Here is a 17,928-nt window from a genome sequence, read left to right as displayed (position 1 = left end):
AAAGGTCAACCGCGCACTGGCCGCCGCGCCATGCGAGGCGAGGCGCGCAGCACGCGGCTGGGCTGAAGTGAGGTGAGATTGCCGACGAACTGACGCGCACTGTTCTCCCAGGAGCGCTCCAGCGCAAAATTGCGGCAGGTCTCGCGCGACATCGTGAGTGCGCGCAGGCACGCGGTGCGCAAATCGTGATCGATCGCGCCGATCGGATGATCGGCGATGACGTCCTTCGGACCCGTGACCGGAAAGGCTGCGACCGGCGTGCCGCAGGCGAGCGCCTCGAGCTGCACCACACCGAACGTGTCGGTCAGGCTCGGAAAGACGAAGACGTCGGCGGCGGCAAGATGCGCGGTGAGATCCGCGCCCTTCTTCTCCCCGAGCAACACGGCATCCGGGTATTTCTTTTCGAGCGCCGCCTTCTGCGGGCCGTCGCCGACGACGACCTTGGTGCCGGGCAGGTCTAGCGAGAGGAACGCTTCCAGATTCTTCTCGACCGCGACCCGGCCCATGGTCATGAAGATCGGACGCGGCAGATCGAGCCTTGCCGGGCTATCGGGATGAAACAGCTCGGTGTTGACGCCGCGCGTCCAGAAGCCGAGCCGCTTGAAGCCGCGCTCGGACAGCTCCTGCCGCAGCGACGGCGTCGCCACCATGGTCATCGCGGCGGCATCGTGGAAGTGGCGCAGCACGGCATAGCCGACGCTCGCGGGGATGCCGGTCCGCACCGAAACATATTCCGGAAAGCGCGTGGTGTAGGAGGTGGTGAAGGCCAGCCGGTTGCGGCGGCAATAGCCGCGTGCGGCCCATCCGATCGGGCCTTCTGTGGCGATATGCAGCGCATCCGGCGCGGCCTTCTCGATCCGTCGCGCGATCTCCTTTCCAGAGGGCAGCGCGAAGCGCAAGCCCGGATAGGTCGGCAGCGGCCAGGACGGAAAGCCCTCCGGGGTCAGGAAGTCGATCTCGACATCGAGCGCCTTGGCGGCGCTTGCCAGCGAGGTCAGCGTCCGGACCACGCCGTTGACCTGCGGATGCCAGGCGTCGGTCGCGATTAATACCCGCATGGGAAAATCCCGAGAGTTTGATGATTCTCGGCTTTCGACCATCAACCATGGATATTTCAGGCGTGTGACGTCACAGAAGTGTCGGCCGGTGGTTTTGTGCGGCGCCCGGCCGGGCCGAGCCACGAAACTGTCATGAAACAATCCTTGCCGCCGTGAAACCTTTTTCGGTTTTCCGCGCAAATGTCCCGAAACGTTTTGCCGCTAGTGATCCAGGCAACAGAGCACCGCAATGGTGCCGCGGTGGCCAAGACCACCGAGCAAACAGGGGCGATCACATGTTCAAGCTGGATACTTTCAAGACGATTTCGCGCGCCGTTGCACTCAGTGCCGTCGCGGTCTCCGCCATTGCATCCGCAGGTGCCGCCAAGGCCGCACCGGTGCAGATATTCCCCTTCTTCCAGCCGTTGCCGCCGATGGCCGCGCCGCAGCCGTTCCAGCCCTATCAACCCTATCAGCCGCCGACCTATCAGACCGAGCCGTCCGAGGATCAGGACGCCGTCGAGATGCCGGCCCGCTTCCGCCGCCAGACCGTTGCTTACGCGACGCGCGAAGCACCGGGCACGATCATCATCGATACGCCCAACACCTATCTCTATTATGTGCTCGGCAACGGCCAGGCCCTGCGCTACGGCATCGGCGTCGGCCGCGACGGTTTCACCTGGTCGGGCGTCCAGTCGGTGTCCCGAAAGGCCGAGTGGCCGGCCTGGACTCCGCCGGCGGAGATGATCGCCCGCCAGCCCTATCTGCCACGCCACATGGCCGGCGGCCCCGGCAACCCGCTAGGGGCGCGCGCCATGTATCTCGGCGGCACCATCTACCGCATCCACGGCACCAACGCTCCCGAGACCATCGGCAAGCGCGTCTCGTCAGGCTGCATCCGCATGACCAATGACGACGTCACCGACCTCTATTCGCGTGTCAACGTCGGCACCAAGGTGATCGTGCTGCCGATGACGGAGCGCCGCGCGGAGCTCGGAGCCACGGCGCGCTGAACCATCTGGACATTGTGACGCAAACGGCCCCGGAACCCCGCCGGGGCCGCTTTCGTTTGCCCTCGACATGCCGGCGCGCGCTCGCCGCCGCGCGAATCCCTGATGGAGGCGCAGATGCGATCACGGCTGCAATCCCCAGCGAGCCCGTGGCGGTATGCGATCGCCGGCGCGCTGATGCTGCTCGTGTCCGCCTCCTCCTCCTCGCTCGCGCAGCAGCCGACGAACGACGAGGCCGGCAGGCAAGCCTTCAACAATTCCTGCCGCACCTGCCACTCGGCAAAGGAAGGCGACAACCGCCTCGGCCCCAATCTCAACAAGATCGTCGGGCGCAAGGCCGGCTCGCTGCCGGACTACAACTACTCGTCGTCGATGAAGGAAGCCGGCTTCGTCTGGGATCAGGACAAGCTGACGCGCTTCATGATCAAGCCGGACGACGTGGTATCGGGCAACAAGATGCAGCCCTATGGCGGCGTCTCGGCGGAGGAAGCCGCGAAGATCGTTGCCTATCTGCAGGCGGCTTCGGGCTCGCAATAGCAGACGCTGCGCAGCATGTTTAGTCTTGCGTCGGAAATCGCGGCGCATCCTTCGAGACGCCCGCCAACGGCGGGCCCTCAGGATGAGGAGTGGAGTTCGTTGTGGCCTTTCCCAACGAAGCGCTTGCGTCAAGGCGAAGATGCCGGTTAGCCTCATCCTGAGGAGACCGCGAAGCGGTCGTCTCGAAGGACGAGGCGTTCACGATGACGGACGGAGCGTACCTCTATATCCTCAGATGCGCCGACGGCAGCTACTACATCGGCACGACGCGCACCGAACTCGAGGTCAGGATCGCCCAGCACAACGCCGGCTCGTTCGAGGGCTACACAAAGTCGCGTCGTCCCGTGACGCTGGTCTTCTCGCAATGGTTCGATCGCATCACCGACGCGATCGAGTGCGAGCGCAAGCTCAAGAAATGGAGCCGCGCGAAGAAAGAAGCCTTCATGCGCGGCGATTTTGCCGAGTTGCATGAGTTGGCAAAGCGCGGATCGCATCATCCTTCGAGACGCCCGCCTGCGGCGGGCCCTCAGGATGAGGTCTGAGTGTGCGGCGACATGTCGCCGCGGGACCGCCGGTAGCTAACCTCATCCTGAGGAGACCGCGAAGCGGTCGTCTCGAAGGACGAGGCGTTCACGCGGACGGACGACCTGACGCGCCCCGCCGCTCCGCAATCAACCTCAGCCACGCGGCCGAGTGAAACGCGCTCATCAAGAGATACATCGGTACCATTCCGCCGAGCAGAGAGCCCTGCCCGGCGGCACACAGCAGGTCTGCCGGCCCACCGGTCATGGCCGTCAGCACCGCCATGATCGCGAAGGTCGGCGTCGCCGCCAAAGCCAGCCATCTGGAGAGATGGCGCGCCGCCGCAACGCCGTCGCGGCCGGCGACGATGGTTGCGCTGGCGGGACTAGTCACGTCCTTCCGCAGCCTCTTTGCGAAAGGCCTTCTCGCCGGCGTCGGAGATCTCGACCCACTTCTTGTCGGGCTCGGCGCCTTCGGCGTAGCTGTCATGCCAGTTCCACCATTTGTAGGTCGGCGTCTGCGGATAGCCCTGCGGCGAATCCTCCCAGACCTCCTGACGGCCGAGCGGCGTGATGTCGAGGTAGTTCCAGGTGCCGCCCATCTGCTCGTCGCCGCGGCTCTTGACGAAATAGGTGCGGAAGACGCGCGTGCCGTCGCGGTAGAACACGTTCGTCCCGTGCCATTCGTCGACGCCGAAATCGGTATCGAAACTGTCGGTGACGGTGACCCACGGCATGGTCCAGCCCATCCGCCGCTTCAGCCTGGCGATATCGGCCTGCGGCGCGCGCGAGGCGAACACGAGCGTCGTATCGCGGGCATTCAGATGCGCGACATGAGCGACCTGGTCGGCCACCATGGAGCAGCCGCGGCAGGCGTGGTCGGGCCAGCCGAACACGCCGGGCTCGAAGAAGGCGCGATAGACGATCAGCTGCCGCCGCCCCTGGAATAGGTCGACGAGACTGAGCTTGCCGCCGGGCCCCTCGAACGCATAGGTTTTGGTCACTTCCATCCACGGCATGCGCCGGCGCTCGGCGGCCAGGGCGTCGCGGGCACGGGTATGCGCCTTTTCCTTCACGAGCAGTTGCTGACGGGCTGCCTCCCAGTCCTGCGGCGACACCACTGGGGGTGTTTGCATGACAGCCTGTCCGTTATTTCGTTCGTTCTGGGCTAGTGTCATCATGACTCTCCAAATCTCTGGCTTTTGCGATCAGCCTTGCGTGTCGCGGAACCGCTCGCCCCTCACCGCACATCGTCGGCCGTCAACGGTTTCTGGCACCGCGCGGTTGCGCAGTGGGAGTAACAAGTGTGGCGGGATTTGAATGGAGTCGCTGATCACGGCCGCCGCACGTGCGCTGGAAGCGGGCGACCCGCTCGGCGCCCTGAACCGAATCGCGCTGCGCAACGATGCGCCGTCGCTGGCGCTGCGCGGCATTGCGATGGCGCAGCTCGGCGATCTCGCCAAGGCCAAGGCGCTGCTGCGCAGCGCCGCGCGCGCATTCGGTCCGCGCGAAGCGGTGGCGCGCGCCAGATGCATGGTCGCCGAAGCCGAGATCGCATTGGTCTCGCGCGACCTGAGCTGGCCCGTGAAAACGCTCGCGGCGGCCCGTGCAACGCTCGAGAAGCACGGCGATCTCGTCAATGCCGCCCATGCGGGCCACATCGAGGCGCGCCGTCTTCTTCTCGTCGGGCGGCTCGACGAGGCCGAGCGCACGTTGGCCGCGCTCGATCACGCCCCGCTTCCGCCGGCATCGCAAGTCGTGCGCGAGCTTGTGGTTGCCGGCATAGCGATCAGGCGCCTGAAAACGAGGGAGGCCCGCGCGGCGCTTGATCGCGCAGGCAGTGCAGCGCGGCAGGCAAGAATCGCGGCGCTGATGGCCGAGGTCGACAGCGCAAACCTCATCCTCGATACGCCGGCAGCACGCCTGATTGCGGGCGGCGAGGAACACCCGTTGCTGCTCGGAGAGATCGAAAGGCTGGCAACCTCGACAGCGCTCGTCGTGGACACCTTCCATCATGTCGTGCGCAGGCGAGGCGTTGCCGTGTCGCTCGGAACGCGGCCGGTGCTGTTCGCGCTCGCCCGCCTTCTGGCGCAGGCGTGGCCCGAAGATGTCTCACGCGAGAGGCTGATATCAGGTGCATTTCAAGCACGACACGTCGATGAGTCGCACCGCGCGCGATTGCGGGTCGAGATCGGGCGGCTCCGCACCCAGCTCGAGCCGCTGGCCGACATCAACGCCACGAAGCAAGGTTTCGTGCTGACACCGCGAAAGACGCGCGATGTCCTCGTGCTGGCGCGGCCCAATGAGGAGAAGCACGCAGCCGTCCTCGCACTTCTTGCCGACGGCGAGCCGTGGTCGAGCTCGGCGCTCGCGCTGGCGCTTGGCACCAGCGCGCGCACGGTGCAGCGAGCGCTCGACGAGCTGGCGCGATCGGGCAAGGTGCAGTCCTTCGGACATGGCCGGGCGCGGCGCTGGATGACGCCGCCGGTCCCGGGTTTCCCGACAGGCTTGTTACTCCCCACGCCGCTCCTGAAGACGTAAATTGACCCCATCACAGGGAGCGAGCAGATGAAGCGTTCAGCCGCCGAGATCATCAGGGAATACGGACCTTTTGCCGGCGTCGACGCCGTGCATGGCGTCACCTATGACGGCAGCCATGTCTGGTTCGCCTCCGGCAACAAATTGAATGCGGTCGATCCCGATAGCGGCAAGGTCGCGCGCTCCCTTGACGTCGCCGCGCATGCCGGAACGGCGTTCGACGGCAGGCATCTGTTCCAGATCGCCGAAGACCGTATCCAGAAGATTGACGCCGCAACTGGCAAGGTGGTCTCCACCATCCCCGCGCCCGGCGGCGGTGGCGATTCCGGACTGGCCTGGGCGGAAGGCTCACTCTGGGTCGGTCAATACCGGGAGCGCAAGATCCATCAGATCGACCCGGCCACAGGGAAGGTGCTCCGCACCATCGAGAGCAAGCGCTTCGTCACCGGCGTGACCTGGGTCGACGGCGAGCTCTGGCACGGCACCTGGGAAGGCGAGGACAGCGACATCAGGCACATCGATCCTGACACCGGCAAGGTGCTGGAGCAGCTCGACCTGCCTGCAGGCACCATGGTCTCGGGCCTGGAATCCGACGGCGGTGACCGCTTCTACTGCGGCGGCGGAGATCGCGGCAATGTGAGAGCGGTCCGCCGCCCCCGGCGCGGCTAGAACGTTTTCGCAGCGACGTGATCGCTGCCGTTAACCCATTCGCCCCAATTCCACCCCATCGGTGCGCTCTAGCGCCCTGCTCGCCTGCCCTGTAGAATCCCGGCCGGGGCGGCTTGGGGGATTGATGCGACTGACGTTGAATCTGAAGACGATCCTGATCGGCCTCGCGGTGCTCGCGGCGTCGTTCTTCATCAGCCTGAAGGCGATGGACCTCCTGTCGCCGCGCGCGACGATTTCGGCGCCGCCGGTCGTGCAATTGCCGCCGCTGCCGCCGGTGTCGAAGAGCTCCATCGTGATCGCCCCGGTCGCCATCGCGATCTCGGCGATCCGCGAGCAGGCCGAGAAGGCCGCGCCGCGCAATTTCGCCGGCAAGGCCGACAACCCGATCTCGCAGATCCTGGAGAACGCCGACATCGGCTGGACCGCGGCGCGCGGGCCGATGGCGGCGAACGGCGACAAGGACGTGCTGACGATCTCGACCCCGCTCACCGGCAAGCTGAACGTGACGGGCTCGCTGTCCGCGAAGGCCACCGGCGCGCTTGGCGACGCGCTCGGCAGCGTGCTCGGCGGTGACGCCGCGAAACGGATCGGCGCGGTCAACATCAAGAATTTGAACGCCAGCGCCGAGATCAAGGGCAACGTGATCGTCACCTCCCGCCCGAAGCTCGCGGCCAACTGGCACCTGGAGCCCAATCTCGGCGCCCAGGTCAATCTCGGCGACACCAATCTCAATATCTCCGGCGCCAAGGTCAACGTGCCGGCGCAGGTGAAGCCGCTGATCGACAAGAATGTCGGCGAGCAGATCAACATCGTCTCCGAGCGCATCCGCAACGATCCTTCGCTGCGCGAGAATGCGAAGCTGCAATGGGCCAAGGCCTGCCGCTCGATCCCGCTGCAGGGCTCCGCTGCCTCGGCGGCACTTCCGCCGCTCTGGCTCGAGATGAAGCCGATCCGCGCCATCGCCGCGCAGCCGCGCGTCGACGCGCAGGCGGTGACTCTGCTGATGGGTCTGGAAGCGGAGACGCGCGTAACCTCGGCGCCGACAAAGCCGGACTGCCCGTTTCCCGACAAGATCTCGATCGTGCCGCCGACCGGCACCGGCGTGAACATTGGCGTGCCGATCGACGTGCCGTTCACCGAGATCAACAAGCTGATCGCCGCGCAGATGGTCGGCCGCACCTATCCCGAGGATGGCTCCGGCCCGGTCGACGTCACCGTGAAGAGCGCCAACGTGATCCCGTCGGGTGACCGGCTGCTAATCTCGCTGCTGGTGAACGCCAAGGAGAAGAAGAGCTGGTTCGGCCTCGGCGCCGAGGCAACCGTGCATATCTGGGGCCGGCCGGTGCTCGACCAGGCGCAACAGACGCTGCGGCTCACCGACATCCAGCTCGCGGTGGAATCCGAGGCGGCATTCGGCCTGTTGGGCGCGGCGGCGCGCGCCGTGGTGCCGCAGATGCAGCAGGCGCTGCTTCAGAAGGCGACGCTCGACCTCAAGCCGATCGCCGCCAATGCCCGCGAGAAGATCGCCGCCGCGATCGCCGATTACCAGAAGAGCGAGGACGGTCTCAAGGTCGACGCCAAGATCGGGAGCCTGACGCTCGCCGACATCGCGTTCGATTCCAAGACGTTGCGCGTGGTCGCGGAAGCCGGCGGCTCGCTGAACGTGCATGTGAGCAAGCTCTCGGGAATGTAGTGCGCGCTCGTTACCGGAAGGGCTATCGCATTCGAGAGCTTTGCCCTGCAGCCATCCTTCGAGACGCCCGCTCGAGGCGGGCTCCTCAGGATGAGGACGGAGTGTGCGGCAGCCGTTTCCACCGGCCCTCACATAGATTAGCCTCATTCTGAGGAGGCGCGTCAGCGCCGTCTCGAAGGACGAGGCGTGCGCGGGCTGCCACCGTGCGTCATATGCCGCTACAGTCACCGGGCACGCGACCACTCTTCATCACTGCGCCGCTGGCATTCTCGCCGCAGGATGCTAGTCTCACACGGCACGTAGGGGACAACGCGAGGACAACATGGAAGCCGGCATGGTCACGCCCGCGCCGGCATTGGTGCGCTTTTCCGGCATTCAGAAGACCTATGATGGCGAGCATCTCGTGGTGAAGAACCTCGATCTCGACATCAGGAAGGGCGAATTCATCACCCTGCTCGGCCCGTCGGGCTCGGGCAAGACCACCACGCTGATGATGCTGGCCGGCTTCGAGGCTCCGACCCATGGCGAGATCTACCTCGGCGAGCGGCCGATCAAGAACATGCCGCCGCACAAGCGCGACATCGGCATGGTGTTCCAGAACTATGCCCTGTTTCCGCACCTGACGATCGCCGAGAACATCGCCTTCCCGCTATCCGTTCGCAAGACCAGCAAGGCGGAAGTGCAGGAGCTCGTCGCGGCGGCGTTGCGCATGATCAAGATGGAAAATCTGGCGCACCGGCGGCCCGGCCAGCTGTCCGGCGGGCAGCAGCAGCGCGTGGCCCTGGCCCGCGCGCTGGTCTTCAATCCGCAGCTCGTGCTGATGGACGAGCCGCTCGGCGCCCTCGACAAGCGCCTGCGCGAGCAGATGCAGCTCGAGATCAAGCAGCTGCACGAGACGATGGGTATCACCATCGTCTACGTCACCCACGATCAGAGCGAAGCGCTCACCATGTCGGACCGCATCGCCGTGTTCAACGACGGCATCGTGCAGCAGATCGACCGGCCCGACGCGCTGTACGAGCATCCGGTGAACAGCTTCGTCGCGCATTTCATCGGCGAGAACAACGTGCTGGCCGGCACCGTCGAGACGGTCGACAAGGACTATTGCCGTGTCGCGCTGGCCGGCGGCGGCACTGTGAGCGCCCGGGCGGTCAACATATCGGGCGCCGGTGCATCGACCTCGCTGTCGGTGCGGCCGGAGCGGATCGCCATCGTCCCGGACGGCAGCTCCCGCGATGGGGCGAACCGCCTGCCTGCGAAGGTGCAGAACACGATCTATCTCGGCGACCATGCGCTGGCCGTGCTCGACGTCGCCGGCAACGGAGAGTTCATGGTCAAGCTTCAGCCGGGCACGCATGACAGCCTGAGCCATGGTGAAAACGTATTTGTCAGCTTTCGCCCAGAGGATTGCTTGGCTCTCGATCCCGTCTAGCCCGGATCTTCATCGATCAACTCAACGCAACTCATATGAAGAAGGAATCAAGATCATGCTGAAGCGCAAGATTGGCAAGATTGCTCTGGGTTTCGCCACGGCACTCGGGGCCAGCGCTGCGCTGGCGACGATGGCGCAGGCGCGAGACCTCACCGTCGTGTCGTGGGGCGGCGCGTACCAGGATGCCCAGAAGAAGGTCTATTTCGAACCGTTCAAGAAGGCATCCGGCATCGCCATGAACGACGAGTCCTGGGACGGCGGCGTCGGCGTGCTGCGGGCCAAGGTGCAGGGCGGCGCGGCCACTTGGGACGTCGTCCAGGTCGAGAGCGACGAGCTCGCGGTCGGCTGCGAGGAAGGCCTGTTCGAGAAGCTGGACTATACCAAGATCGGCGGCGAGGCCGCCTACATACCGCCATCGGTCAATCCATGCGGCGTCGGCGCGATCCTCTATGACTTCGTTCTCGGCTACGACAAGGACAAGCTGAAGGAAGCGCCCAAGGGCTGGGCCGACTTCTTCGACACCAAGAAGATTCCAGGCAAGCGCGCCCTGCGTCAGGGCCCGAAGACCACGCTGGAGATCGCGCTGATGGCGGACGGCGTCGCTCCGAAGGACGTCTACAAGGTGCTTGCGACCGACGAGGGCGTTGATCGCGCGTTCAAGAAGCTCGACACCATCAAGGGCGACATCGTCTGGTGGAAGGCCGGCGCCCAGCCGCCACAATTGCTCGCCTCCGGCGAGGTGGCGATGACGTCGGTGTACAATGGCCGCATCGACACCGCGAACAAGAACGAGAAGAAGAACTTCGGCATGGTGTGGGACGGTGCGCTCTTCACCCTCGACAGCTGGGTCATCCTGAAGGGCAGCCCCAACAAGGACGCGGCCTACAAATTCCTCGACTTCGTCGGCAAGGCCGAGAACCAGTCGAAACTCTCGGAGAACATCGCCTACGGCACCTCCAACAAGGACGCGGCCGGCAAGCTGCAGCCCGCCGTGCTGAAGGACCTGCCGACCGCTCCTGACAACATCAAGAATGCGGTCGAGATCAATGTCGGCTTCTGGCTCGAGAACATCGACCGCCTGACCGAGCGCTTCAACAAATGGGCGGCGAAATAGCGCCGGCTTACGGGAAGGAGGCATGGCGGACAACTCGTCCGCGGCGCATCCTTCGAGACGCCCGCCTACGGCGGGCCCTCAGGATGAGGTCTAAGTCCGTGGCAGCGACTTTACAGGCGACGATGTCGATAAGCCTCGTCCTGAGGAGACCGCGAAGCGGTCGTCTCGAAGGACGAGGCGCTTGCTCAGCCCGTTCCAACAGGCTTTCTCCATGACAGCAGCGCCCGCGATCGGCGGCGGTGCCCAAACCGAGGTGCCGCTCAAACGCCGTTTGCGGCGTGCAGAGCGGACGCGCCAGGTCAAGGCATTGGCGCTGGTTCTGCCGCTTCTCGTCTTCCTGCTCTTCACCTTTGCCGGACCGATCGCCGGCATGCTGTGGCGCGCGGTCGATGACAGGGAGGTGCGTCAGGTCCTGCCGCAAACCATCGCCGCTCTCGCCGGCTGGGACGGCAAGGACCTGCCGGACGAGAAAGCTTATGCGGCGCTGGCAAGCGACATCCAGACGGCACGTGCCGCCGGCACCCTTGCAATTGCGGCCAAGCGGCTGAACTACGCGCTGAACGGCTTTCGCACCATCCTGACCAGCACGGCCCGCAATCTGAAGGTGGCTCCGGAGCCCGGCACCGCCAAGGAGACGCTGGGCAAGATCAACCCGGCCTGGCGCGAACATGCCACCTGGAGCACGATCAAGAATGCCAGCGGCCCAGTGACCGGCTTCTACCTTCTTGCGGCACTCGACCTTGTCAGGAACGCGGACGGCGCGATCGTCGCGGCGCCGCCGGACCAGGCCATTTACCGCGAGGTTTTCGCCCGCACATTCATCATCAGCCTCAGCGTCACCGCACTCTGCCTGATCCTGGGTTTCCCGGTCGCTTACCTCCTGGCGACGCTGCCGCCGGGTAAGTCGAACCTGCTGATGATCTTCGTCCTGCTGCCGTTCTGGACGTCGCTCCTGGTCCGCACTTGCGCCTGGATCGTGCTGTTGCAGAGCAACGGCGTGGTCAATGACAGCCTGCACTGGCTCGGTATCATCGACGAGCCGCTGCGCCTAATCTACAACCGCTTCGGCGTTTGCGTGGCGATGACCCATGTTCTCCTGCCCTTCATGATCCTACCGCTGTACAGCAGCATGAGAGCGATCTCGCCCGCTTACATGCGCGCCGCCGCCTCGCTCGGCGCGCCACCCCTCACCGCCTTCCTGCGGATCTATCTGCCGCAGACCCTGCCCGGCGTCGGCGCGGGCAGTCTGCTCGTCTTCATCCTGGCGCTCGGCTACTACATCACGCCGGCCCTCGTCGGCGGCGCCGCCGATCAGATGATCAGCTATTTCATCGCGCTCTACACCACCGAGACCGCCAATTGGGGCCTTGCCTCGGCGCTTGGTGCAGTGCTGCTGCTCGCCACCATTCTCTTGGCGCTCGTCTACGGCAAGCTGGTGCAGGGCCAGCAGGTCACGGGAGGCATGAAGAATTGAGCGACAATTCCTCCCTGCGCACGCCCAGCCAGCGCATCGCCTGGACCGTGACCATCGTCATCTCGACGCTGGTGTTCGTCTTCCTGATCGCACCGATCCTGGCGATCATGCCGCTGTCCTTCAGCGCGGGCTCCTATTTGACCTATCCGCTGCCCGGCCTGTCGCTGCGCTGGTATGACGACTTCATCAATTCGCCGCGCTGGATGAATTCGCTGCGGAACAGCGTGATCATCGGCGTCGCCTCGACGGCGCTGTCCATGGTGCTCGGCACGCTGGCCGCGCTGGGCCTTGCGCAGTGGAAGAGCCGGTTCAAGCCGCTCGTTCTGGCTTTCGTCCTGTCGCCGGTCGTCGTGCCCGGCGTCATCACTGCGGTCGGCCTGTATTTCTTCTTCGCGCCGATTGGCCTCACCGGCAGCTATCTCGGCCTGATCCTGGCTCACACTGCGCTGGCGACGCCCTTCGTGGTGATCACGGTCGGCGCGACGCTGCAGAGCTTCGACACCAATCTGGCGCGCGCCGCCGCCTCGCTCGGCGCCTCGCCGCTTCAAGCGTTCCGCCGCGTGATCCTGCCGCTGATCCTGCCTGGTATCGCCTCAGGCGCGCTGTTCGCCTTCGCCACCAGCTTCGATGAGGTGGTGATCGTGCTGTTCATGGCAGGTCCCGAGCAGCGCACCTTGCCGCGCGAAATGTTCAGCGGCATCCGCGAGAACATCAGCCCGACCATCACGGCGGCAGCGGTGATCCTGACGACGGTGTCGGTCATCCTCCTCGCCACCATGGAAGGCCTGCGCAGGCGCAACGAGCGGCTCAAGGGCGGCGGGGCCTGAAAGCGGCGGGAGAGTTAGGAACACCGCCCGCCCCTTCTGTTTTTGCATTCTGCTACGGCGCGGATTGCTTAGCTGCAGCCGCCGATAACCGTTAGAACGTCCCGGCAACAAATCCCAAACAACAACGCACAGGGAGCAACAACCATGCAAAAACTCATCGCCGCCGTCGCGGCCGGCCTCGCTTTGGCGGCCACGTCAGGCGCGGCGCAGGCGCAGATCTCCGACGACATCGTCAAGATCGGCGTGCTCACGGACATGTCGAGCCTCTATGCGGACGCGACCGGCAAGGGCTCGCTCGCCGCAGTCGAGATGGCGGTCGCCGATTACGGCGGCAAGGTCGCCGGCAAGCCGGTCGCCGTGGTCGCCGCCGACCACCAGAACAAGCCTGACGTCGGCGTCAACATCGCGCGCAACTGGTACGACAACGACAAGGTCGACGCCATCTTCGACGTGCCGACCTCGTCGGTCGCCCTGCCGGTCTCGGCGCTGACGCGCGAGAAGAACAAGATCAACATCAATTCCGGCGGCGGCTCCTCCGACATCACCGGGGCGCAATGCTCGCCGAACACGGTGCACTGGACCTACGACACCTATGCGCTGTCGAACGTCGCCGGCAAGGCGATGGTGAAGCGCGGCGAGGATACCTGGTTCTTCGTCACCGCCGACTACGCCTTCGGCATGGCGCTGCAGCGCGACGCCGCCAACGTGGTCAAGGAGAGCGGCGGCAAGGTGCTCGGCGAGGTCCGCCATCCGCTCAACTCGTCGGACTTCTCCTCCTTCCTGTTGCAGGCCCAGGCCTCGAAGGCCAAGGTGGTCGCGCTGGCGAATGCCGGCGGCGACACCACCAACGCGCTGAAGCAGGCGGCCGAGTTCGGTCTGACCCAGGGCGGCCAGAAGATGATTGCGCTGCTGCAGGAGATCACCGACACCCACTCGCTCGGCATCAAGGCAACGCAGGGCCTGATCGTCACCGACGCCTTCTACTGGGACATGAACGAGGAGACGCGCGCCTTCTCCAAGCGTTTCAACGAGAAGGTCGGGCACATGCCGACCATGATCCAGGCCGGCCTCTATTCGGCGACCATGCACTATCTGAAGGCGATCGACGCCATCAAGACCGACGAGGCGCCGAAGGTGATGGCGCAGATGCGCGCGACGCCGGTCAACGACTTCTTCGCCAAGAACGGCAAGATCCGCATCGACGGCCGCATGGTCCACGACATGTATCTGTTCGAGGTCAAAAAGCCCGAGGAGTCCAAGGGCGAATGGGACCTCTACAAGCTGATCGCCACCGTGCCCGGCGACGAGGCCTTCCGTCCGCTCGACAAGGGCGGCTGCCCGCTGGTGACGCACTAGTTGCCGCAATTTCCGTCATTGCGAGCGCAGCGAAGCAATCCAGAGTCCCTCCGCGGCGACAGCCTGGATTGCTTCCCCGCAAGGGCTCCTCGCAATCACGAAGACACGACTGCGCGCCCGGTGAAAACCGTGCGCGCTTCGTTTACGCCATCAGTCGAGCCGCATTACTCCGAGTACTTGAACTCCGGCATGTTCTTCAGCTCGTCCTTGCTCGCATTGAACACGGCGTGGTCCGGATACCACTTCGACGAGGACGACGTCGTGGTCGTAGCGGGCTTGTTGTCGGTTCCGGTCGCAGCGCCGGTCGTGGTGGTCGCGGCGGGCCTGGCGCCCGGATTCGTGCCGGTGCCGGTGTAGGCCACTGCCTCATTGACGAACTTCAGCTTCTCGTAGGGCACGGCGACCAGATGCTCGCCCATGCCGAGGAAGCCGCCGACGCCGATCACGGCAATCTTGACGGCGCCGCTCTTGTCCATCAGGAGGTCGTTGATCGAGCCGATGTTCTCGTTGGCGTCGTTGTAGATCTTCAGGCCGGCCATCTTCGAGGCGCGCCATTGACCGGACGCGGTCGTGGTTGTCGCGGTGGCGGCAGCCGGGGCCTTGTCGGTGGTGGCGGTCGGCGATTGTGCGAACGCAACCGTGGTAAGCAGTGCTGTGCCGGCGAGGCCGGCGACGATCGATTTCAGCATTGTCCTCTCCTTCACAAGAAACTCGTGCTGAGAAAACAGCGCTGGTCACACGCAGTTCCGTGCGGGCCGCAATTTCGTCGCGCGATGCGCGAGTGGAAACGCTTCGTAAGGATTGTTCCTGCGTCACTCAGGAACATTTTGCGGCGCACTGTTCCCCGCCGGCGATCATGCGCCCTGGGTGACACATGACCGCGGCGGGGAACGCGCCAACCCGCGTCGCGCGAGGTCAGCTCTTGTAGTCGATCAGGAGCGCGGAGAAATTCGAGCTGCTCGATGAGCTGCCATTGGCGCCGTAGGACGAGCTCGACGATTGCGACTGCTGCAGCGCCTGCAGGAACTGCTGGAGGATCTCGGCCGTGGTCTGGTCGGTCGAGCTGCTGCTCGTCGAGTCCGTCGACGATGCATCCGAAGAGCTGTCGTCCGGCGGCGGGCCGGACGGCGGTCCACCGGCACCACCGGGACCGTTCGCCAAGGCGGACTGAAAGACGCTCTTCAGCTCATCGGCCTGGTCCGAGGTCAGCGTCCCGTTCGACACTTCGCTGGAAATGAGATCGTCGATTTTCGACTGCATGCCCTCTTTGGAGGGACGCGTGCCGCTCGACTGGCTCTGCTGGAGCGCGGTGTCGATATCGGTCAGCGCCGTCGACAGCGCGGACTGGTCGGATGACGAGATCGTGCCGGCGGACACCTCCGATTGCAATTCCTGCTGCAGCCGCTGCAGCGGCGACTGATAATTACCGGCGGACGCCGCCGAAATCGAGGTCATGATGGCTCCGTGGATGTTGCGGGTTTCGTCGCGGACCACGCCACGCTATGGTTAACGGCCTTAACGAGACCTTGCCGGTCCGCGACGGCGCGTTTGCCGCCTGTTGCCGGAAGCCGGATAGAAACAATCCGAAACAAAAATCTTCGCCATTTGGCCCGAATCCTGGACAAACAAAGCGCATGGCCATTCCCAATCCCAACATCCTGGTCGTCGAGGACGACCGCGAAACCCGGACGCTGATTGCGAAATACCTGCGCAACAACGCCTGCAACGTCACCGCCGTGAGCGACGGCCGCGAGATGTCGCGCGCCATGGCCGATCACCGCGTCGACCTCATCATCCTCGATGTCATGCTGCCCGGCGAAGACGGCCTCAGCCTGTGCCGCAAGGTGCGCGCCGAGACGCAGACGCCGATCATCATGTTGACCGCGCGCGGCGAGGACGTCGACCGCATCGTCGGCCTCGAGATGGGCGCGGACGACTATCTGCCGAAACCCTTCAACCCGCGCGAGCTGCTCGCCCGCATCAACGCGGTGCTGCGCCGCCAGGCGGCCGCGCAGGCGGCGAGCGCGATCCAGGGCGCGAGCACGCTCGACTTCGAGGGCTGGCGCATCGATCTGCGCCTGCGCGAATTGCGCAATCCCGAAGGCGCGCGCGTCGCGGTGACGAGCGCCGAGTTCGACCTGCTCAGGACGTTCTGCGAGCGCCCCGGCCGCGTGCTGTCGCGCGACAGCCTGCTCGACCTCACGCAGGGGCGCAACGCCGGCTCGTTCGAGCGCTCCATCGACGTGCTGGTCAGCCGCATCCGCCGCAAGATCGAGCCCAATCCGGCCGATCCCACCATCATCAAGACGGTGCGCTCCGGCGGCTATCTGTTCACGCCGAGAACCGAGGCCGTCGCGGCTCCCTTGAGCAGCTGAGAGAGCGGCCGTCATGACGCCGTTCCGCTTCTTCCACCTCAAAAGCATCGGCGGGCAGATCGCCGCACTGGTGGTGGCCTCGATCGTCGCGCTGCATCTGATCCTCACGGTGAGCTTCCTGGTGGGCCGGCCGGATCGCGCCGATGCGCCGACCGACAACGCGCATCAGCTCGCGGACGCAGCCCTGCTGCTCAATGGCGCGGAGACCAGCGAGCGGCCGCGAATTCTCGTCGACATCGCCCGCGCGTTTCCGAAGGCCGGCATCGAGCTGCTCGCGCCCGGCGCCGTTGCCGCCGGCGAAGACAGCGAGAGCCGGCAGCTGCACAATGTGCGCCGGCATCTCGGCCGTCAGTACAAGGTCTTCGCGCTGCCGCCGCAGGAGGGCTTGAACCGGATCGCCGTCGAGCTGCCCGACGGCAGCGCGGTCGTCGGGCGCGTCGAGCCGCCGCCGCACCCGCCGCGGTTCTGGGGCGGGCCGTGGATGATAACGCTGCTGTTCGTGCTCATCTGCGTCACCACGCTCGGTCTCTGGGCCGCCTACGCGCTGGCGGCGCCGCTGTCGTCCTTCGCCAAGGCCGCTGCGAATTTCAGCCTGGACGGCGGGTCGGCGCCCCTGCCGGAGCGCGGTCCGGAAGAGATCCGCTCAGTGGCGCGCGCGCTCAACCGCATGCAGGAGCGGATCGCGCGGCTGATGTCGGATCGCACGCGGATGCTGGCCGCGATCAGCCACGATCTGCGCACGCCGATCACACGGCTGCGCCTGCGCGCCGAGTTCGTCGAGGACGAAGGCAACCGCAAGCGCATGCTGATGGATCTCGACCAGATGCGCGCGATGCTGGAATCGGTGCTATCGCTCTTGCGCAACGACCGCAAGGTCGAGGCGGTGACGCTGGTCGACATCGCGAGCACGCTGCAGCTCGTAGCCGACCAGTTCGGCGACATGGGCCACGTCGTGCATTACGACGGGCCGCCCTCCGCGACCGCCGCCGCGCGGCCAGACGATCTGCATCGCGGCGTCACCAACCTAGTCGAGAATGCGGTGCGCTTCGGCGCCGAGGTGACGATCCGCCTCGACGTCTCCCGCGACAAGCTCATCATCGACGTCGAGGACGACGGCCCCGGCATCTCGGACGCGCGCAAGCAGGAGATGCTGGAGCCGTTCGTGCGCGGCGACGATGCGCGCACCATGGACGAGTCCACCGGCTTTGGGCTCGGCCTGTCGATCGCGCGCGCCATCGCACTCGCCCATGGCGGCGAGCTGTCGCTGCACGATCGCGCCCCGCATGGCCTGATCGTGCGGATGCAATTGCCGCTCTGGCAGCAGCCGCGGCTGGCGGCCTAGGTT

18 protein-coding genes are annotated in these 17,928 nt (G+C 65.5%); 13 read left to right on the top strand and 5 right to left on the bottom strand.

From position 1 onward, the window contains the following. Positions 1 to 5 precede the first annotated feature (5 nt). Positions 6 to 1,058 (bottom strand): glycosyltransferase family 4 protein, encoded by a 1,053-nt coding sequence (locus tag P6U31_RS09855; RefSeq protein ID WP_407187997.1) that lies wholly within the window; start codon positions 1,056 to 1,058, stop codon positions 6 to 8. Positions 1,059 to 1,333: 275 nt separating this feature from the next. On the opposite strand from P6U31_RS09855, the gene P6U31_RS09850 reads away from it, so the two are divergent. From P6U31_RS09850 to P6U31_RS09840, 3 genes are all read left to right on the top strand, one after another. Beyond that, positions 1,334 to 2,050, top strand: a complete 717-nt coding sequence (locus P6U31_RS09850; RefSeq protein ID WP_407187996.1) for a L,D-transpeptidase — start codon at positions 1,334 to 1,336, stop codon at positions 2,048 to 2,050. Between the two features lie 114 nt (positions 2,051 to 2,164). Next, positions 2,165 to 2,584 (top strand): c-type cytochrome, encoded by a 420-nt coding sequence (locus tag P6U31_RS09845; protein WP_407187995.1) that lies wholly within the window; start codon positions 2,165 to 2,167, stop codon positions 2,582 to 2,584. A 203-nt stretch (positions 2,585 to 2,787) separates the two neighbouring features. After that, entirely contained in the window at positions 2,788 to 3,126 is a 339-nt protein-coding gene (locus tag P6U31_RS09840) for a GIY-YIG nuclease family protein (protein WP_407187994.1), read from the top strand. 88 nt (positions 3,127 to 3,214) lie between these two features. Here P6U31_RS09840 and P6U31_RS09835 read toward each other — a convergent pair whose 3' ends face one another. Together P6U31_RS09835 and P6U31_RS09830 are read right to left on the bottom strand one after the other, a co-directional pair. Continuing rightward, positions 3,215 to 3,499 carry a hypothetical protein gene (locus P6U31_RS09835; RefSeq protein WP_407187993.1) on the bottom strand — a complete coding sequence of 95 codons (285 nt, stop codon included), beginning with the start codon at positions 3,497 to 3,499 and terminating at the stop codon, positions 3,215 to 3,217. Beyond that, positions 3,492 to 4,283, bottom strand: a complete 792-nt coding sequence (locus P6U31_RS09830) for a DUF899 domain-containing protein (RefSeq protein ID WP_407189807.1) — start codon at positions 4,281 to 4,283, stop codon at positions 3,492 to 3,494. The genes P6U31_RS09835 and P6U31_RS09830 overlap by 8 nt, the downstream gene beginning before the upstream one ends. Before the next feature lie 142 nt (positions 4,284 to 4,425). On the opposite strand from P6U31_RS09830, the gene P6U31_RS09825 reads away from it, so the two are divergent. From P6U31_RS09825 to P6U31_RS09790, 8 genes are all read left to right on the top strand, one after another. Further along, a complete protein-coding gene (locus P6U31_RS09825) occupies positions 4,426 to 5,646 on the top strand; it encodes a helix-turn-helix domain-containing protein (RefSeq protein WP_407187992.1) in 1,221 nt (406 codons plus the stop codon). A gap of 27 nt (positions 5,647 to 5,673) precedes the next feature. Next, entirely contained in the window at positions 5,674 to 6,312 is a 639-nt protein-coding gene (locus P6U31_RS09820; RefSeq protein WP_407187991.1) for a PQQ-binding-like beta-propeller repeat protein, read from the top strand. Positions 6,313 to 6,436: 124 nt separating this feature from the next. Then, the gene (locus P6U31_RS09815) at positions 6,437 to 8,005 is read left to right on the top strand and encodes a DUF4403 family protein (protein ID WP_407187990.1); all 1,569 of its coding nucleotides are present in this window, start codon (positions 6,437 to 6,439) and stop codon (positions 8,003 to 8,005) included. Positions 8,006 to 8,327: 322 nt separating this feature from the next. Then, positions 8,328 to 9,437 carry an ABC transporter ATP-binding protein gene (locus P6U31_RS09810; RefSeq protein WP_407187989.1) on the top strand — a complete coding sequence of 370 codons (1,110 nt, stop codon included), beginning with the start codon at positions 8,328 to 8,330 and terminating at the stop codon, positions 9,435 to 9,437. A gap of 55 nt (positions 9,438 to 9,492) precedes the next feature. Next, positions 9,493 to 10,551 (top strand): ABC transporter substrate-binding protein, encoded by a 1,059-nt coding sequence (locus P6U31_RS09805; protein ID WP_407187988.1) that lies wholly within the window; start codon positions 9,493 to 9,495, stop codon positions 10,549 to 10,551. A gap of 211 nt (positions 10,552 to 10,762) precedes the next feature. Next, positions 10,763 to 12,025: an ABC transporter permease gene (locus P6U31_RS09800; protein ID WP_407187987.1), complete on the top strand. Its 1,263-nt coding sequence runs from the start codon at positions 10,763 to 10,765 to the stop codon at positions 12,023 to 12,025. Then, positions 12,022 to 12,852 (top strand): ABC transporter permease, encoded by an 831-nt coding sequence (locus tag P6U31_RS09795; protein WP_407187986.1) that lies wholly within the window; start codon positions 12,022 to 12,024, stop codon positions 12,850 to 12,852. The genes P6U31_RS09800 and P6U31_RS09795 overlap by 4 nt, the downstream gene beginning before the upstream one ends. 144 nt (positions 12,853 to 12,996) lie before the next feature. Then, the gene (locus P6U31_RS09790; RefSeq protein WP_407187985.1) at positions 12,997 to 14,208 is read left to right on the top strand and encodes an ABC transporter substrate-binding protein; all 1,212 of its coding nucleotides are present in this window, start codon (positions 12,997 to 12,999) and stop codon (positions 14,206 to 14,208) included. 164 nt (positions 14,209 to 14,372) lie between these two features. Here P6U31_RS09790 and P6U31_RS09785 read toward each other — a convergent pair whose 3' ends face one another. Both P6U31_RS09785 and P6U31_RS09780 read right to left on the bottom strand, forming a co-directional pair. After that, positions 14,373 to 14,897: a PRC-barrel domain-containing protein gene (locus P6U31_RS09785; protein ID WP_407187984.1), complete on the bottom strand. Its 525-nt coding sequence runs from the start codon at positions 14,895 to 14,897 to the stop codon at positions 14,373 to 14,375. Between the two features lie 226 nt (positions 14,898 to 15,123). Then, on the bottom strand, positions 15,124 to 15,663 hold the full coding sequence (locus P6U31_RS09780) for a hypothetical protein (protein ID WP_407187983.1): 540 nt from the start codon (positions 15,661 to 15,663) through the stop codon (positions 15,124 to 15,126). A gap of 179 nt (positions 15,664 to 15,842) precedes the next feature. Between P6U31_RS09780 and P6U31_RS09775 the strand changes: the two genes are divergently transcribed. Continuing rightward, the gene (locus P6U31_RS09775) at positions 15,843 to 16,583 is read left to right on the top strand and encodes a response regulator (RefSeq protein WP_407187982.1); all 741 of its coding nucleotides are present in this window, start codon (positions 15,843 to 15,845) and stop codon (positions 16,581 to 16,583) included. 13 nt (positions 16,584 to 16,596) lie between these two features. Then, entirely contained in the window at positions 16,597 to 17,925 is a 1,329-nt protein-coding gene (locus tag P6U31_RS09770; protein WP_407187981.1) for an ATP-binding protein, read from the top strand. The last annotated feature ends 3 nt before the right edge of the window (positions 17,926 to 17,928 follow it).

Source organism: Bradyrhizobium centrosematis (assembly GCF_045571495.1).
In the GTDB taxonomy this organism is placed as follows: Bacteria; Pseudomonadota; Alphaproteobacteria; order Rhizobiales; family Xanthobacteraceae; genus Bradyrhizobium; species Bradyrhizobium centrosematis.
Note: the sequence above shows the minus strand (reverse complement) of the source record. Positions and strands in the feature narration are given on the sequence as shown.

Excerpts from the sequence above, each read along its gene's own strand:
- P6U31_RS09830 (WP_407189807.1), bottom strand. The coding sequence starts at position 4,283 with ATGACACTAGCCCAGAACGAACGAAATAACGGACAGGCTGTCATGCAA.
- P6U31_RS09770 (WP_407187981.1), top strand. The coding sequence starts at position 16,597 with ATGACGCCGTTCCGCTTCTTCCACCTCAAAAGCATCGGCGGGCAGATC.
- P6U31_RS09840 (WP_407187994.1), top strand. The coding sequence starts at position 2,788 with ATGACGGACGGAGCGTACCTCTATATCCTCAGATGCGCCGACGGCAGC.
- P6U31_RS09850 (WP_407187996.1), top strand. The coding sequence starts at position 1,334 with ATGTTCAAGCTGGATACTTTCAAGACGATTTCGCGCGCCGTTGCACTC.
- P6U31_RS09775 (WP_407187982.1), top strand. The coding sequence starts at position 15,843 with ATGGCCATTCCCAATCCCAACATCCTGGTCGTCGAGGACGACCGCGAA.
- P6U31_RS09800 (WP_407187987.1), top strand. The coding sequence starts at position 10,763 with ATGACAGCAGCGCCCGCGATCGGCGGCGGTGCCCAAACCGAGGTGCCG.
- P6U31_RS09825 (WP_407187992.1), top strand. The coding sequence starts at position 4,426 with ATGGAGTCGCTGATCACGGCCGCCGCACGTGCGCTGGAAGCGGGCGAC.
- P6U31_RS09780 (WP_407187983.1), bottom strand. The coding sequence starts at position 15,663 with ATGACCTCGATTTCGGCGGCGTCCGCCGGTAATTATCAGTCGCCGCTG.
- P6U31_RS09790 (WP_407187985.1), top strand. The coding sequence starts at position 12,997 with ATGCAAAAACTCATCGCCGCCGTCGCGGCCGGCCTCGCTTTGGCGGCC.
- P6U31_RS09810 (WP_407187989.1), top strand. The coding sequence starts at position 8,328 with ATGGAAGCCGGCATGGTCACGCCCGCGCCGGCATTGGTGCGCTTTTCC.
- P6U31_RS09815 (WP_407187990.1), top strand. The coding sequence starts at position 6,437 with ATGCGACTGACGTTGAATCTGAAGACGATCCTGATCGGCCTCGCGGTG.
- P6U31_RS09820 (WP_407187991.1), top strand. The coding sequence starts at position 5,674 with ATGAAGCGTTCAGCCGCCGAGATCATCAGGGAATACGGACCTTTTGCC.
- P6U31_RS09855 (WP_407187997.1), bottom strand. The coding sequence starts at position 1,058 with ATGCGGGTATTAATCGCGACCGACGCCTGGCATCCGCAGGTCAACGGC.
- P6U31_RS09785 (WP_407187984.1), bottom strand. The coding sequence starts at position 14,897 with ATGCTGAAATCGATCGTCGCCGGCCTCGCCGGCACAGCACTGCTTACC.
- P6U31_RS09805 (WP_407187988.1), top strand. The coding sequence starts at position 9,493 with ATGCTGAAGCGCAAGATTGGCAAGATTGCTCTGGGTTTCGCCACGGCA.
- P6U31_RS09845 (WP_407187995.1), top strand. The coding sequence starts at position 2,165 with ATGCGATCACGGCTGCAATCCCCAGCGAGCCCGTGGCGGTATGCGATC.